Origin of the sequence: Bradyrhizobium sp. LB11.1, assembly GCF_040549385.1 — a bacterium.
Lineage (GTDB): Bacteria > Pseudomonadota > Alphaproteobacteria > Rhizobiales > Xanthobacteraceae > Bradyrhizobium.
The window spans coordinates 19,660-33,729 of the sequence record NZ_JBEPTH010000022.1 but is presented as its reverse complement, the minus strand read 5'-3'; the positions used below and the strand labels follow the sequence as shown (position 1 = coordinate 33,729).

The following is a 14,070-nucleotide window of genomic DNA, read 5'->3' as shown; positions in this document are numbered from 1 at the left end:
GGCCCTGCCTTTTCCTTTTGTGCACTTGCGCAAAGCCGGTAAAGGCGACTATCTCCAAGTGCCTTGTTTCGAGAAGTGCCTTGCTTGGAGAAGCTTGTTGCTTCGATCGCGCCTGAAAGCGAAACCGCCTTGGATTCCCCGCCACCACCACCGTCAGACCAGCCGGTCGTCGTCGAAGAGGCCCCGCGCGAGCCGGCCCTGACGCTGCCGTTGCCGCTGACGGCTTACGTCGTCCTGCTGGCAGCGATCCATCTGCGGGTGCTGCTGCCGCCGGAGCTGGAGAACTGGACCATCGACGTCTTCGGCTTCATCCCGAAGCGCTACGATTCCTCGCTGGTCAATTTGCAGTTCGAGGGCGGCGCCGGTGCCAAGGTCTGGACCTTCGTCACCTATTCGCTGCTGCATGCCAATCTCACTCATCTCGCCTTCAATGTGCTGTGGCTGCTGCCGTTCGGCAGCGCGCTGGCGCGGCGCTTTGGCGCTATCAGGTTCTTCGTGTTCATGGCGGTGACGGCCGCCGCCGGTGCGCTCGCCCATCTCGCCACCCACGAGCACGCGGTGGTGCCGATGATCGGCGCCTCGGCCTCGGTGTCGGGGGCCATGGCGGCCGCGATCCGGTTCGCTTTCGTGCGCGGCAGTTTCCTGTCGTTCAGCCGTTCGGACGCCGATACCGCCGCCAAAGTTCCGGCACTGCCGCTGTTGCAGGCACTGCGGGACCGGCGCATCGTCGGCTTCCTGGGCGTGTGGTTCGCCCTCAACATCATCTTCGGCGTCGGCGCGATCGGCGTCGAAAGCAACAGCGCGGGCGTCGCCTGGGAGGCGCATATCGGCGGCTTCCTCGCAGGGCTGTTGCTGTTCGCACTGTTCGATCCCGTGCCGCGCGTGCGAAACGATGATGCTGCGGATGCGTCATCACAGGACATTTCAAACGGTATTTGAAGCGGCGCTTGCGGCGCTGCCCGAATTCATCCATCATTCCCGAGAAGAATGTTCCGAAGCAGCAAGCTCATAGAAGCTGCGCTTCGCAAAGCGCCTGAACGTGAAACCGGCGCCGAAACTGTTAGTTGAAGACTCGCGAACAAGTCCAAGCCGCGCCAAGCGGACGGATCCGATTCAGGGAGGCGACAATGACGGTACGTTCTATCCTCAATGCCAAGGGCCACCAGATCATGAGCGTCGCGCCCGACGCCAAGCTGGCCGCCGCGGTAAAACTGCTCGGCGAGAAGAAGATCGGCGCGGTGCTGGTGATGGACCAGAGCCGGCTCGAGGGCATCCTGTCGGAGCGCGACATCGTGCGCGTGCTCGGTGAGCGCGGTGCCGGTGTGCTGGAAGAGCCGGTGTCTCAGGTCATGACCCGCAAGGTCGTCACCTGCAAGGAGACCGACACGGTTGCCGAGCTCATGGAGATGATGACCACCGGTAAGTTCCGCCACCTTCCGGTGCTGGATAACAACAAGGTGGTCGGGCTGATCTCGATCGGCGACATCGTCAAGCGCCGCGTCCAGGAATACGAGTCCGAGCAGGAAGCCCTGCGCGACTACATCAAGACGGCCTGAGCTGGTCTTACTCGATGGCCTTCGGCGCGGCGCTTTCGGGCGCCGGAGCCAGCACGTCGATCGTTTCCTGGATCGACTCCAGCGCGCGTTCGGCGGCGCGGGTGCCGTGCGCGATCATTTCCTCGGCACGATGGAAATCGAACCAGCCGAACCGGCCGACCCGTGGCGTGATCAGGAGGTCCGGCGGATCGCCGGCGAGCCGCGCGCGCGTGATGCGGTCCTGCATGATGTTGAAGGCGTCCACCATCACCGAGGAGATTCCGGGACGACCGGCGGTGCCGAAGAACTCGCGCTTGACGGTTTTCTCCGGCGAGAAGAAGCGCGGAAAGCGCCGCTTGGCCGGGGGTTCCGCAGTCACGGGGGCGACCGGCGCGGGCATTGCACCGTGCGCATGGATCGTCGTCGAGTGCGTGAAGATGTCGGTGGACAGATTGACGGCGATGACGATTTCGGCGCCGAGCGCCCGCGCCGCCGAGACCGGCACCGGGTTCACCAGCGCGCCGTCGACCAGCCAGCGGTCGCCGATCAGCACCGGCGAGAAGATGCCGGGCAGGGCGTACGAGGCGCGCATCGCATCGACCACGCGGCCGTGCGTCAGCCAGATCTCGTGGCCGGTGCGGACCTCGGTCGCGACGCTCGCGAACTTGATCGGAAGGTCTTCGATCAGGGTCTGGCCGACCGCCTCCTCAAGCCGGGTGGCGAGCTTCTCGCCGCCGATCAGGCCCGAGCCGTCGAGGCGGATGTCGAGATAGCCGAGGATGTTGCGCATGCCTTGCAGGCTGCGACCCCATTCTTCGAGCGTATCGAGCCGGCCGGCCGCATGGAGGCCGCCGACCACCGCCCCGATCGAGGTGCCGACCACGACATCGGGCACGATTCCGTTGGCCAGCAGCGTTCTCATGATACCGATATGAGCAAAGCCGCGCGCCGCGCCGCCCCCCAACGCAAGGCCGATGACGGGCCGGCGGATGCTGCCGAGTCCGACCTTCTCGCCGTTCGCGCCCCGACCTCTCAAGATATCCAGCACCGAAACCCTCCTACACCGGGCCCAACCGCACTCGCCAGACTAGGCACCGCACGTGCTCGCCGCCAGATCGAGCGCCAAGCATGGTTTATACCGTTCGGGACGCAGGGGGGCGGGAGTATGGCGAGGGCCGGTTGCCTCTGATGTAATCACGCAGGCGTCAACCGGGTTCCAAAGAACCGTCCCAAGGCCGTGTTTCTGGGGGTTTCAGAGGCTTGAATTTGCCGCGTTTTCGGTGAAAAGCAGGTGGCATGACTCTCGGGGGTGACGGCATCATCGGATGGCGGCGCGGCAGCAGGCTGCTGCCGGCGCTGGTGGTTGCTGGCTGCCTCGCAATGTCAGGCCAAAATGCTGCGCAGGCGCAGCTTTTCTCCGATCGTCCGCCGCCGGTGCCCCCGGCTTCGGTGCCCGACCCCGGCGGCGCCGTCAGCCTGGCGCCGCCCTCCGGTCCGGGCGCCGGCCCTCCGAGCCTGCCCCCGACCCTGACGCAGCCGAACACACCCAGCATGCCGCCGCCCGCGGTGACGAGCGTGCCGCCGCCGGCACCTCTCAATGCGGCCGCGCCCGGGCAGGCCGTGCTGTCGCTGACCGCGAAATACGGCAAGGATACACCTGCGATCACCAGCGGCCTGGTGTGGCGGGTGTTTGCCGATCGTCCCGACGAGAACGGCACCTTCAAGCTGATCCGTGAGGATCGCAGCGCCACGCCCAACATCGTGCTGCCGCCGGGCAATTACGTCGTGCACGTCGCCTTTGGTCTCGTCAGCGCGGTGCGCACGGTCAGCCTGAAGGCCGAGACCGACCGCGAATCGTTCGTGCTGCCGGCCGGGGGCTTACGCATCGAGGGCCGCGTCGGCACCAGCCGCATTCCGCTGAACCAGATCTCGTTCGCGATCTACAAGGGCAGCCAGTTCGAATCCGGCGAGCGCGCCTCGCTGGTGCCGAACGTCGCAGCCGGCGACGTCGTGCTGCTGCCGGAGGGCACCTACTACATCATCTCCAACTATGGCGACGCCAACTCGGTGGTGCGCTCTGACATCCGCGTCCAGGCCGGCAAGCTCACCGATGTCACCATCACCCACCGCGCCGCGGTAATCACGCTCAAGCTCGTCAGCGACAAGGGCGGCGAGGCGCTCGCCAACACCGCCTGGTCGGTGCTGACGCCGGGCGGCGACGTGATCAAGGAATCGATCGGCGCCTTCCCGCGCGTCGTGCTCTCCGAAGGCGAATACCGGGCCATCGCCAAGAACGAGGGCAAGGTCTACGAGCGCGGCTTCAATGTCGTGAACGGCGTCGACGGCGAAGTCGAAGTCGTCGCGCGCTGACGCTTTCTTGTCCCGGACGCGGTGGGCATGAAATGCCGTTTCGCAGAGCCGGGGCAGGACAGTTCGCTTCTCATTCAGCGCACGCAAATCCCATCATGCGCTGGCCGATCTGCGCGGGAGATCGCTTCAGCGAGGGTGGCGCGGGCGCACATTTCCGTCTTGGTATCGCTGTAAGCGCTACCAGGCTCCGCCGCGGAGGGATTGGGAAACACCGGCGGCATCAGCTTATTCCAGGTGTGGTGTGACTTCGTCATATCCGGTGCAAGATACATATTTCCGATATTCAATTTCATTCGCTTTCCGTCCTGCTGCGTTATATGTCGGGCATCCGTCCGATGGGGGAGGCCGGCGCAGCCTTGATGGGCTCGCGCGACCGGCAAGGAGCAGGGGACCAAGCGCGTCGGCATGTTCGAAGTGATCCTCACCAGACGCAAACGGTTGGGTTGGCGGTGGCAGGTCTGCGACCAGTCCGGCAAGATATGTGCCGACGGCTTCGAGCGCACGCGGCCGTCCGCCAAATATTTTGGCGAGCGCGCGCTGTTCTTCCTGTTGTCGCAGGCTTATTTGCGCAACCGCTCTGCGGCGTCGAGCGAGGACTAGCGGCGCGTGCACCGTCAGATATCGACGACCAGCTTGCCCGTGGCGGCGTGATCCCTGATCAGCGCATAGGCCTCGCCAACACTCTCCATCGTGAAGCGCCGGTTGTCGAGCAGCGGCACCAGCTTGCCGGCTTCGGCCAGCCGCGTCGCGTCCGCCATGATCTCACCGTGATGTGCGCGGCCTTCGCCTGAGAGCAGCGGCAGCAGCGTGAACACGCCGGAATAGGTGGCGGCACGGAACGACAGCGGCGCCAGCGTATGCGTGCCCCAGCCGAGCGCGCTCACGACATGGCCGAAGCGGCGCACCGCCGCAAAGGACGCATCGAGCACCTTGCCGCCGACAGTGTCGTAGACGATGTCGAAGCCGCGGCCGCTCGCGTGCTCGGCGACGTAAGCCTCAACCGCCGTGTCGCGATCGATGAATACAGCGCCAAAGCCTTCGATGGTCGCGCGCTGCGTTGCCGAGCCGGTCGCGTACACCTCTGCGCCGAACGCGCGCGCGATCTGGATCGCGACATGGCCGACGCCGCCCGCGCCGCCATGGATCAACACCTTCTGTCCGGCCTTCAGGCCTGCGCGATCGATCAGGCCTTCCCACGCCGTGATGAAGATGAGGGGCAGGGCGGCGGCCTCGCGCATGCTGAGATTGGCTGGCTTCAACGCCAGCAGGTCCGCATCGACGGCGGCGAATTCGGCCAGCGATCCCTGCACGCCGCCGACGCCGCCGGTCATGCCGTAGACCTCGTCGCCCGGCCTGAACCGCGAGACCTCGCGTCCGGTCTGCTCGACCACGCCGGCGAGATCGATGCCGGGGATCGCAGGCAACGGGTGGCGCGCATGCGCCGCAGCACCAGCGTGGATCTTGGTGTCGAGCGGATTGACCCCGCTTGCGCGGACGCGCAGTAGCACCTCGCGCGGGCCGATCTCGGGCGTGGAGATGGTTGAGAGCCGCAAAGGGGCGTTGTGGGTCTCCAGCACGCCCGTGCGCATCGTCGATGGTGTCGTCATGATCGTCTTGCTCCGTTGTCGGCCTCCAATATGCCCATGATTTTTTGCATGGAAAGGAACAGGGATGTACGATGATCGTGCATTTTTGAATGAGCGGGATTTCGATGGAATGGAGCGATCTGCGCATCTTCCTGGCGATTGCGCGCGAGGGGACACTTGGCGCCGCCGCGCGCAAAATCGGCCAGACCCAGCCGACGATGGGGCGGCGGCTGCGCGCCCTCGAACAGGCGCTCGGGCAGACGCTGTTCCAGCGCACCGCCGACGGCTTTGTGCTGACCGACGAAGGCACGGCCGTGCTGGCGCATGCCGAGCGAATCGAGGAGGAAGCGATCGCGCTTCAGCGGCAGGCGACGGGTACGGAGACGCAGCTCGACGGCACCTTGCGCCTCTCCTCGTCGGACTGGTTCGGCGCGGTGATGCTGTCGCCGGTGATCGCGGCCTTCGGCAAGCTCCATCCGAAGGTGATCGTCGAGCTTCTGACCGATGCGCGGCTCTACAGCCTGCCGCGGCGCGAGGCTGATCTGGTGTTTCGCATCAAGCCGTTCAGCGAGCCCGAGGTCATCTCCAGAAAACTGCTCCACATTCCCTACGCGCTCTACGGCAAGAAGGGCGGCAAGCCACCGCGTGCCGGCGACGGCAGCGGTGCCCGAATCGTGACCATGAACGCGGAATTTTCTGACGTGCCCGACGCCGTCTGGCTCAAGCGCACGCTGCCGAAAGCGGAGATCGCCTCGCGCAGCAACAATCGCCAGGCGCAGGCGGAGCTCTGCGCCGGCGGCGGCGGCCTCGCCGTGCTGCCGCGCCCTCTCGGCGATCGCGATCGCCGCCTCGTCGCGCTCGACATCGGCGCGAGCCCGCCCGGCCGCGACACCTATGTCGGTTATCACCGCGATCTCAGGCGGCTGGCGCGTTTACGCGCATTGCTGGATCTGGTGATTGAGAAGATTGCAGACGCGAGGCCGTAGCCCGGATGGAGCGAAGCGAAATCCGGGGGCCACTGTGTCCGCAGGATAGATTCCCGGATTGCGCTTCGCTCCATCCGGGCTACGCAGGCCACAACCCCTTGCGCTGCCTGACGGGCAAAACACCCAAACCCTCGGTCAATCCACGTCGCCGCAAATATTCCACTTTACCGAAATTCGGAAACGGCGTATGTATCGCGCAACCCGGCCCATGGAAGAGGGGCGTATCGCGATCGTCACGAACGCGGGCCGGATGGCGGTGGACGTGGGTCACATCGGCGCGAAGGGTTTTGCAGGGCGGGCAACCGTGAGCGAGACCATCGCGCGTACGACCGGTGTGATTTGCGTACGGCAAAATCGTGTGGTCCTGGCGCCCGGGGTCTGTGCGCCAAGTCTCGTGGTGATGCGTGTGACTCAACCGGGCACGCGTATCAGTCATCTGCGAGGCGACGGGGGCAATAGTGCATCGCTCCCCGGGGAGAGCACGACATATGCCGTCAACCCACTGCGCAGGGAAGGCCGGATGTTGGGCTTCACCTGTATGCCGCTGTGCAGCTTTTCGTAGCGCAATTGTCGCACAGTGGACCGCGGGTGCCAGCCGGCACCCGGTCTTCCCTGCGCCCTCTTTCAAATGAGGGTGAGGCGATAAAGCAAAGCTCGGGCGAACAGCCGCGAGGATGCGCAAGTGTGTCTGCTTGCTCCGTCATTGCGAGCGCAGCGAAGCAATCCAGACTGCCGCTGTGGAAAGATTCTGGATTGCTTCGCTGCGCTCGCAATGACGACGTGGAGACAGCTGCGCGCGAAAATTTTGATCGCGCAGACGCATCGCTTTTCAAGCAACCGTCATAGTCTCTAACGCCCACTAACCAATACGCGACTTAAAACTGCAATAATCACTAAAGTGGAACCGACGACGGGCGCCCTTTTACACGCCGTTAAGCGGGCCGGCATTTGGATGCGCGGGGAAAGTGCGTTGGGGACTGCAATGAGTGCCGCGAAGAAGATGCCGGGCAAACCGGCCACCGAAATGTTTGACGACATCCCGGTGCTTCAGCGCAAATGGCGTGCCGCGTTGAAGCCGGGTGACCGGCTGCCGCGCTATGAGGACGTGATGCTCGGCAGCCTCGGACGGCTGGCCGACCATATCGCGTTGCTCAAGGGTGACGGCGCGCTCGAACTCTCGCGTAGCGGGCGCTACGTGCAGAAATGGCTTGGCGAGGAGCGCTGGGACATTCCGGTCGCTGAGCTGTCGCCGGATTGCGCCACCGCGCTGTCGGAGGCGGTGGCAAGCGCGCTCAGGAACGGACAGCCGCATCAGGCCAGCGCCCATTGCGTGCGCGACGGCATGGTCCGGACCTACGATGTGCTGGCATTGCCGACGGCCTCGCGCTGGGGCGCGACGCTGGTCGGCGCGTATGTCAACGAGCGCGGCGCGCAATATAATCTGCTCGATGCGATCTTCTCGTCGACCGACGACGCGGTGGTGTCGCTGGCGACCTTGCGCGACGCCAACGGCGCGCCGTTCGATTTGCAAATCGTGCACCACAACAAGAGCGCCGAGCTGCTGCTGAAGATCGCGAGCGGAAACCTGCTGTGGCGGCGGATCGGCGAGGGCAACACGCTGCTGGCCGCGTCCGAGATCATGGAATTTCTGCTCAAGGCGGTCTCCGGTGGCCGCGGCGAGCAGCTCGAGATCGAGCACGAGGCCCGTTATCTCCGGCTCAGCGCGACCGCCTTCGCCGACGTGGTCTCGCTGACGATCTCGGATGTCACCGCGCTAAAGCGCCGCGACGCCTCGTTCCGCCTGCTGTTCGACAACAACCCGATGCCGATGTGGGTGTTCGACGCCGACACCAAGCAGTTCCTTGGCGTCAACGACGCAGCGGTCCAGCATTACGGCTACAGTCGCGCGGCGTTCCTGCGCATGAAGCTGCATGAGATCTGGCCTGAGGACGAATGGGACAGCCATGCCGAGGCGCTCGAGCGTGTCGGCGAAACCTACCACTCTTCGCGCAACTGGCGCCACCTGCGCGCCGACGGCAGCGAGATCGAAGTGCTCACCTTCGGCCGCCGGGTCACCTTCGACGATCGCGACGGCTATCTGGTCGCAGTGGTGGACATCACCGAGCGGCGCAAGGCCGAGGCGCGGATCGCGCACATGGCCCATCATGACGGGCTCACCGATCTGCCGAACCGCGAATATTTCCAGGAGCGCTTGAAGCAGGCACTCGATCAGGCCGTCGGCAAGCGCGTCGGTGTGCTCTATATCGATCTCGACCTGTTCAAGAACATCAACGATTCCTTCGGGCATCCGGCGGGCGACCGTCTGCTCAAGGAGGTGGCTGAGCGCCTGACCACCGCGGTCCGCGGCGTCAATCTCGCAGCAAGGCTCGGCGGCGACGAGTTCGCCGTGATTCTGGCGGCCGACGTCTCGCCGAACGAGGCCAGCGCCTGCGCGATCGTGCTGATCGACATGCTGAAGGCGCCCTACGACATCGACGGCCAGGAGATGGTGATCGGCGCCAGCATCGGCATCGCGTTGTCGCCGGGCGACGGTGTGACGTCGGAAGAGCTGATGCGCAACGCCGACATGGCGCTGTACCGGGCGAAATCCGACGGCGGCGGCATGCATCATTTCTTCGAGCGCGAGATGGATCTCCAGGCGCAGAAGCGCCGCGACATGGAGCTCGATTTGCGCCGTGCGTTCGCCAATGGCGAGTTCGAGCTGCACTACCAGCCGCTGGTGTCGATCGCCTCCGACCGAATCTCCGGCTTCGAGTCGCTGTTGCGCTGGCATCACCCCGACAAGGGCATGATCTCGCCGGCGGAGTTCATTCCGGTCGCCGAAGACATCGGCCTGATAACCCAGCTCGGCGAGTGGGTGCTGCGCGAGGCCTGTGCAGAAGCGGTGAAATGGCCATCTGACGTCAAGGTCGCGGTCAATCTGTCGCCGGCTCAGTTCCGCAGCCGTAACCTGGTTCAGGTCGTGATCTCGGCGCTGGCGCAATCCGGCCTGTCGCCGAAGCGGCTCGAGCTCGAGATCACCGAGTCGATCTTCCTGGCCGAGACCGATGCCAACCTTGCGATCCTGCATCAATTGCGCGAGCTTGGCGTCAGCATCTCCATGGATGATTTCGGCACCGGCTATTCCAGCCTCAGCTATCTCCGCAGCTTCCCGTTCGACAAGATCAAGATCGACCGCTCGTTCGTGAAGGATCTCGCACAGCGGCCCGATTGCGTCGCCATCGTGCGTGCGATCTCCGGTCTCGGCCGCAGCCTCAACATCACCACGACCGCGGAGGGCGTCGAGACCGAGGATCAGCTCGATTGGCTCCGCGCCGAAGGCTGCAACGAGGTACAGGGTTTTCTGTTCAGCGCGGCGCGGCCCGCCGCCGAGATTGCAAAGCTGCTCGCCGATTTCGGTCAGCGCGCTTCACGGGCGGCGTAACTCTTCGGGGTAGCAGTCGTAGACCAGCGCCTTGAACGCCGGCGTGATGCGGCCGCGCTCGTTCTGGGTCTGCTGCATCAGGACGTAGACCATGTCGAGCTTGGGATCGACGCCGAAATAGGTGCCGCTGCCACTGTCCCATTTCAACTCGCCGATCGAGCCTGGCGGCGGCGGTTTCGCATTGCCGGGATCGGTGCGCACCGCGAGGCCATAGCCATAGCCAAAACCGTCACCGGGAAAATAGAAATAGTCGCGGTCGACGCCGGAGCCGGGTCCGATCTGATCGGTCGTCATGTCCTTGAAGGCGGCTGGGCTGAGATACCGCTTGCCGTCGAATTCTCCGCCGTTGAGCAGCATTTGCGAGAAACGCTGATAGTCGGTGACGGTCGAGAGCAAGCCGCCGCCGCCGGATTGCCATTCCGGATGGTCGAGGCGCTCGCGCTCGGCATCGAGCAGGATCTGGTCGCTTGGCAGCGGACGCGCCATACGTTCGAGCTCGTCCGGCGTCGTCAGCACGAATTTGGTGCTGGTCATGCCGAGCGGATCGAGGATGCGCTGTTTCAAGGCGTCGTACAGCGTCTGCCTGGTGATGATTTCGATGACGCTTCCGAGCACGTCGGTGGAATGACCATAGCGCCACAGCGTGCCCGGTTGGCGCGCCAGCGGCAGCTTGGCGACGCGCTCGGCGAATTCCTTGTTGTCGAAGTGGCCCTCGAAGATGTTGGCGGCCTTGTAGGCGAGCTCGACCCATTTGCCGCCGATATAGTCGTAGGTGATGCCCGAGGTGTGCCGCATGAGGTCCCGGATCGTCACCGGGTGGACCGGCGGCACCAGGTCGAGCGCCAGCGAGCCGTCGGGCTTGGTGACCTCGAGCCCCACCTTCGTGCCGGCGAAGAGGGGGATGTATTTCGACACGGGATCGGTAAGCGCGAGCTTTCCCTCGTCGATCAGCATCATCGCAGCCAGGCTGGTGATCGGCTTGGTCATGGAGTGGATGGCGAAGATGGTGTCCGGCGTCATGGACAGCCGGGTCCTGACGTCGCGCACGCCGAACAGCTTGAAATAGACCGGCTTGCCGCGCTGCTGGATCAGGACCGTAGCCCCCGGCAATCGACCGGTGGTCACCTCGTTCTCGAAGAAAGAGGTGATGCGTCGCAGCCCGTCGGCGGAGGGGGCGGGGACGTCGGCGGCACGGCTTCGCGCCATCGTGCCGGCCAGCATCGCGGCCCCGACCAGAAATTCACGACGCTTCATCCGGGCTTCCTCCCTCGCCGGGAACAAAGCCGCAAGACGTCGGAGGCGTCAACAAGACTTCGATTAAAAACGCGTCACGATTTCAGAAAGGACCGGCCGCGGACGATCCTCGCTCGGCTTGGTCGGCGTGCCGATGTGGACGAGGCCGGCGAGCTTTTCGTCGGCCTTGAGGCCAAGCCCGTCCAGCACGTCGCGATCGAAGGAGAACCAGCCGCTCAGCCAGCAGGCGCCGTAGCCCAGCGCGGTCGCGGCCGTGACGATGTTCATGACGCTCGCGCCCGCCGACAGTTCCTGCTCCCACGCCGGCACCTTGGGATGTGGCTTGGTGAAGCTGACGATGCCGATCACCAGCGGCGCATCGGTGAGGCGCTTGCGCTCGGTCTCGATGTCGGCTGCGGGGGTACCGGGATTCTTCCGGGCAAAGACTTTTGCGATCACCTCGCCGGCGCGCTGGCGGGCATCGCCTTCGAAAATGATGAAGCGCCAGGGCGCGAGCTTGCCATGGTCGGGCACCCGTGCGCCGATGGTCAAAATGGTCTCGAGCTCGGCCGGCGAGGGGCCGGGGCCGGTCATCTCGCGCGGCTTGACCGAGCGTCGGGTCTTCAGGAGTGCGATGGCGTCGGGCACGGGGATATCCTCTTCGGCTGGTCGTCGGGCGTGCAATCCCCAGATAGGAATGCACGCCCGCAACCAAAAGCGAATTTAGATCGATTTCAGGGATCAGACCGCTTCGCGCATCCGCCGGACATCCGGAGGGGTCGCCTCGTCGACCAGGGCGGCGATCGCCTCCGCGGTCGTCGACACCTTCTGGCCGTCGCTGCCGAGCCGGCGGACCGAGACCGAATGCGTTTCGGCCTCTTTCTTGCCGACCACAAGCAGTGCCGGGATCTTGGCCAGCGAGTGTTCGCGGACCTTGTAATTGATCTTCTCGTTGCGCAGGTCGATCTCGACCCGAAGCCCTGCGCGCCGCGCCTGTTCCAGCACCTGCTTGGCGTACTCGTCGCCCTCCGAGGTGATGGTGGTGACCACCGCCTGCACCGGCGAGAGCCAGAGCGGGAAGTTGCCGGCGAAGTGCTCGATCAGGATGCCGATATAACGCTCCATCGAGCCGCAGATCGCGCGATGCACCATCACCGGCGGTTTCTTGCCGCCGTCATGGTCGATGTAGAACGCACCGAACCGTTCCGGCAGGTTGAAGTCGACCTGCGTGGTGCCGCACTGCCAGTCGCGGCCGATGGCGTCGCGCAGCACGTACTCGAACTTCGGTCCGTAGAAGGCGCCTTCGCCCGGGTTGATCTCGGTCTTGATGTGATTGTTCTGCGACTGGATTTCGCGCAGCACGGTGGCCATCACGCGCTCGGCGTGATCCCACATCGCATCGGTGCCGACGCGTTTCTCGGGCCGGGTCGAGAGCTTCACCGTGAGATCGCCGGTGAAACCGAAGTCCGAATAGGTCGAGAGAATGAGATCGTTGATCTTCAGGCATTCCTCGGCAAGCTGGTCCTCGGTGCAGAAGATGTGCGCGTCGTCCTGGGTGAAGCCACGCACGCGCATCAGGCCGTGCATGGCGCCGGACGGCTCGTAACGATGCACCACCCCGAACTCGGCAAGGCGCAGCGGCAGGTCGCGGTAGCTCTTCAGGCCGTGCTTGAAGATCTGGACATGGCCCGGGCAGTTCATTGGCTTCAGCGCAAACCAGCGCTTGTCCTCGGCCTCGTCGCCGGCCGACTGCGCGGCGAACATGTTCTCGCGATACCAGCCCCAATGGCCCGAGGTCTCCCACAGCGACTTGTCGAGGATCTGCGGCGCGTTGACCTCGTTATAGTCGCCGGTCAAGCGGCGGCGCATATAGGCGATCAGCTGCTGGAAGATGGTCCAGCCCTTCGGGTGCCAGAACACGACGCCCGGGCCCTCCTCCTGGAAGTGGAAGAGGTCGAGCTCGCGTCCGAGCTTGCGATGGTCGCGCTTCTCGGCTTCCTCGATCTGCTTGAGATAAGCGTCGAGGTCCTCCTGCTTGGCAAAGGCCGTGCCGTAGATGCGGGTCAGCATCGGGTTGTTGCTGTCGCCGCGCCAATAGGCGCCGGCTACCTTCATCAATTTGAAAGCGTTGCCAACCTTGCCGGTCGAGGTCATGTGCGGGCCGCGGCAGAGATCGAACCAGTCGCCCTGGTAGTAGATCTTGATTGGCTCGTTGCCGGGAATGGCGTCGACCAGCTCGACCTTGAAGGCCTCGCCCTTGTCGCGGAACACTTGCTTGGTTTTCTCGCGGTCCCAGACTTCCTTGGTGAAAGGTTTGTCGCGCGCGATAATCTCGCGCATTTTCTTCTCGATCGCGGCAAAATCGTCCGGCGTGAACGGCTCGTTGCGGAAGAAGTCGTAATAGAAGCCGTTCTCGATCACCGGGCCGATGGTGACCTGCGTGCCGGGCCACAGCGATTGCACGGCTTCGGCAAGCACATGCGCGCAGTCGTGGCGGATCAATTCGAGCGCGCGCGGATCGTCGCGGTTGACGAACTCGATCTTGGCGTCCGCTTCGATCGGATCGTTGAGGTCGGCGACTTCGCCGTCGAGCGCCATCGCAACCGTGCGCTTGGCCAGCGACGGCGAGATGCCCTTGGCGATATCGAGGCCGGTGATGCTCTGGTCGAACTGGCGCTGGGCGCCATCGGGGAAGGTGAGGGTGACTTTGGCTGCTGGGGTCACGGGCTTCAGGTTGCTGAGGGAATATTGGAAGCCGGATTCGGACTTCGCTTGATCAGATTTGGCTTGTTCAGATTTGGTTTGATCAGACTTCGGTTGATCAGATTTGGGCTGGTCGGTCATTGCATTTCTCCTGAAGCTCACTCCTGCGAACGAGCGCAGGTAAGCGGGAACGAGCGATATATCAGGCGATT

The 14,070-nt window shown here is 64.4% G+C and carries 13 protein-coding genes; 7 read left to right on the top strand and 6 right to left on the bottom strand.

The features are described 5' to 3' along the window. The first annotated feature begins 129 nt into the window (after positions 1-129). Both ABIA96_RS33725 and ABIA96_RS33720 read left to right on the top strand, forming a co-directional pair. Positions 130-939, top strand: a complete 810-nt coding sequence (locus ABIA96_RS33725) for a rhomboid family intramembrane serine protease (RefSeq protein ID WP_354141233.1) — start codon at positions 130-132, stop codon at positions 937-939. A gap of 188 nt (positions 940-1,127) precedes the next feature. Beyond that, a complete protein-coding gene (locus ABIA96_RS33720) occupies positions 1,128-1,556 on the top strand; it encodes a CBS domain-containing protein (RefSeq protein WP_354141232.1) in 429 nt (142 codons plus the stop codon). Between the two features lie 7 nt (positions 1,557-1,563). Here the strand turns inward: ABIA96_RS33720 and ABIA96_RS33715 are convergent, their stop codons facing one another. After that, the gene (locus ABIA96_RS33715) at positions 1,564-2,583 is read right to left on the bottom strand and encodes a patatin-like phospholipase family protein (protein WP_354141231.1); all 1,020 of its coding nucleotides are present in this window, start codon (positions 2,581-2,583) and stop codon (positions 1,564-1,566) included. A 248-nt stretch (positions 2,584-2,831) separates the two neighbouring features. Here ABIA96_RS33715 and ABIA96_RS33710 point away from each other — a divergent pair, with 248 nt between their 5' ends. After that, the gene (locus ABIA96_RS33710; RefSeq protein ID WP_354141230.1) at positions 2,832-3,905 is read left to right on the top strand and encodes an RgsD C-terminal domain-containing protein; all 1,074 of its coding nucleotides are present in this window, start codon (positions 2,832-2,834) and stop codon (positions 3,903-3,905) included. A gap of 74 nt (positions 3,906-3,979) precedes the next feature. Here the strand turns inward: ABIA96_RS33710 and ABIA96_RS33705 are convergent, their stop codons facing one another. Beyond that, positions 3,980-4,198, bottom strand: a complete 219-nt coding sequence (locus tag ABIA96_RS33705; protein WP_354141229.1) for a hypothetical protein — start codon at positions 4,196-4,198, stop codon at positions 3,980-3,982. 112 nt (positions 4,199-4,310) lie between these two features. On the opposite strand from ABIA96_RS33705, the gene ABIA96_RS33700 reads away from it, so the two are divergent. Next, on the top strand, positions 4,311-4,505 hold the full coding sequence (locus tag ABIA96_RS33700) for a hypothetical protein (RefSeq protein WP_354141228.1): 195 nt from the start codon (positions 4,311-4,313) through the stop codon (positions 4,503-4,505). Between the two features lie 14 nt (positions 4,506-4,519). Here the strand turns inward: ABIA96_RS33700 and ABIA96_RS33695 are convergent, their stop codons facing one another. Next, the gene (locus ABIA96_RS33695; protein ID WP_354141227.1) at positions 4,520-5,512 is read right to left on the bottom strand and encodes a zinc-dependent alcohol dehydrogenase family protein; all 993 of its coding nucleotides are present in this window, start codon (positions 5,510-5,512) and stop codon (positions 4,520-4,522) included. 104 nt (positions 5,513-5,616) lie between these two features. On the opposite strand from ABIA96_RS33695, the gene ABIA96_RS33690 reads away from it, so the two are divergent. From ABIA96_RS33690 to ABIA96_RS33680, 3 genes are all read left to right on the top strand, one after another. Then, positions 5,617-6,477: a LysR family transcriptional regulator gene (locus ABIA96_RS33690; protein WP_354141272.1), complete on the top strand. Its 861-nt coding sequence runs from the start codon at positions 5,617-5,619 to the stop codon at positions 6,475-6,477. A gap of 187 nt (positions 6,478-6,664) precedes the next feature. Continuing rightward, entirely contained in the window at positions 6,665-7,039 is a 375-nt protein-coding gene (locus ABIA96_RS33685) for a hypothetical protein (protein WP_354141226.1), read from the top strand. Positions 7,040-7,459: 420 nt separating this feature from the next. Continuing rightward, positions 7,460-9,922: a putative bifunctional diguanylate cyclase/phosphodiesterase gene (locus ABIA96_RS33680; protein ID WP_354141225.1), complete on the top strand. Its 2,463-nt coding sequence runs from the start codon at positions 7,460-7,462 to the stop codon at positions 9,920-9,922. Here ABIA96_RS33680 and ABIA96_RS33675 read toward each other — a convergent pair. The 3 genes from ABIA96_RS33675 to thrS all read right to left on the bottom strand — a co-directional run bounded on the left by ABIA96_RS33675 (position 9,908) and on the right by thrS (position 13,999). Then, a complete protein-coding gene (locus ABIA96_RS33675) occupies positions 9,908-11,176 on the bottom strand; it encodes a serine hydrolase domain-containing protein (protein ID WP_354141224.1) in 1,269 nt (422 codons plus the stop codon). The two genes, ABIA96_RS33680 and ABIA96_RS33675, sit on opposite strands and share 15 nt — an antisense overlap. A gap of 63 nt (positions 11,177-11,239) precedes the next feature. Beyond that, complete coding sequence (locus tag ABIA96_RS33670; protein WP_354141223.1) at positions 11,240-11,803, bottom strand: nitroreductase family protein; 564 nt, start codon at positions 11,801-11,803, stop codon at positions 11,240-11,242. Positions 11,804-11,896: 93 nt separating this feature from the next. Continuing rightward, positions 11,897-13,999, bottom strand: a complete 2,103-nt coding sequence (gene thrS, locus ABIA96_RS33665; RefSeq protein ID WP_354141222.1) for a threonine--tRNA ligase — start codon at positions 13,997-13,999, stop codon at positions 11,897-11,899. Between the last annotated feature and the right edge of the window lie 71 nt (positions 14,000-14,070).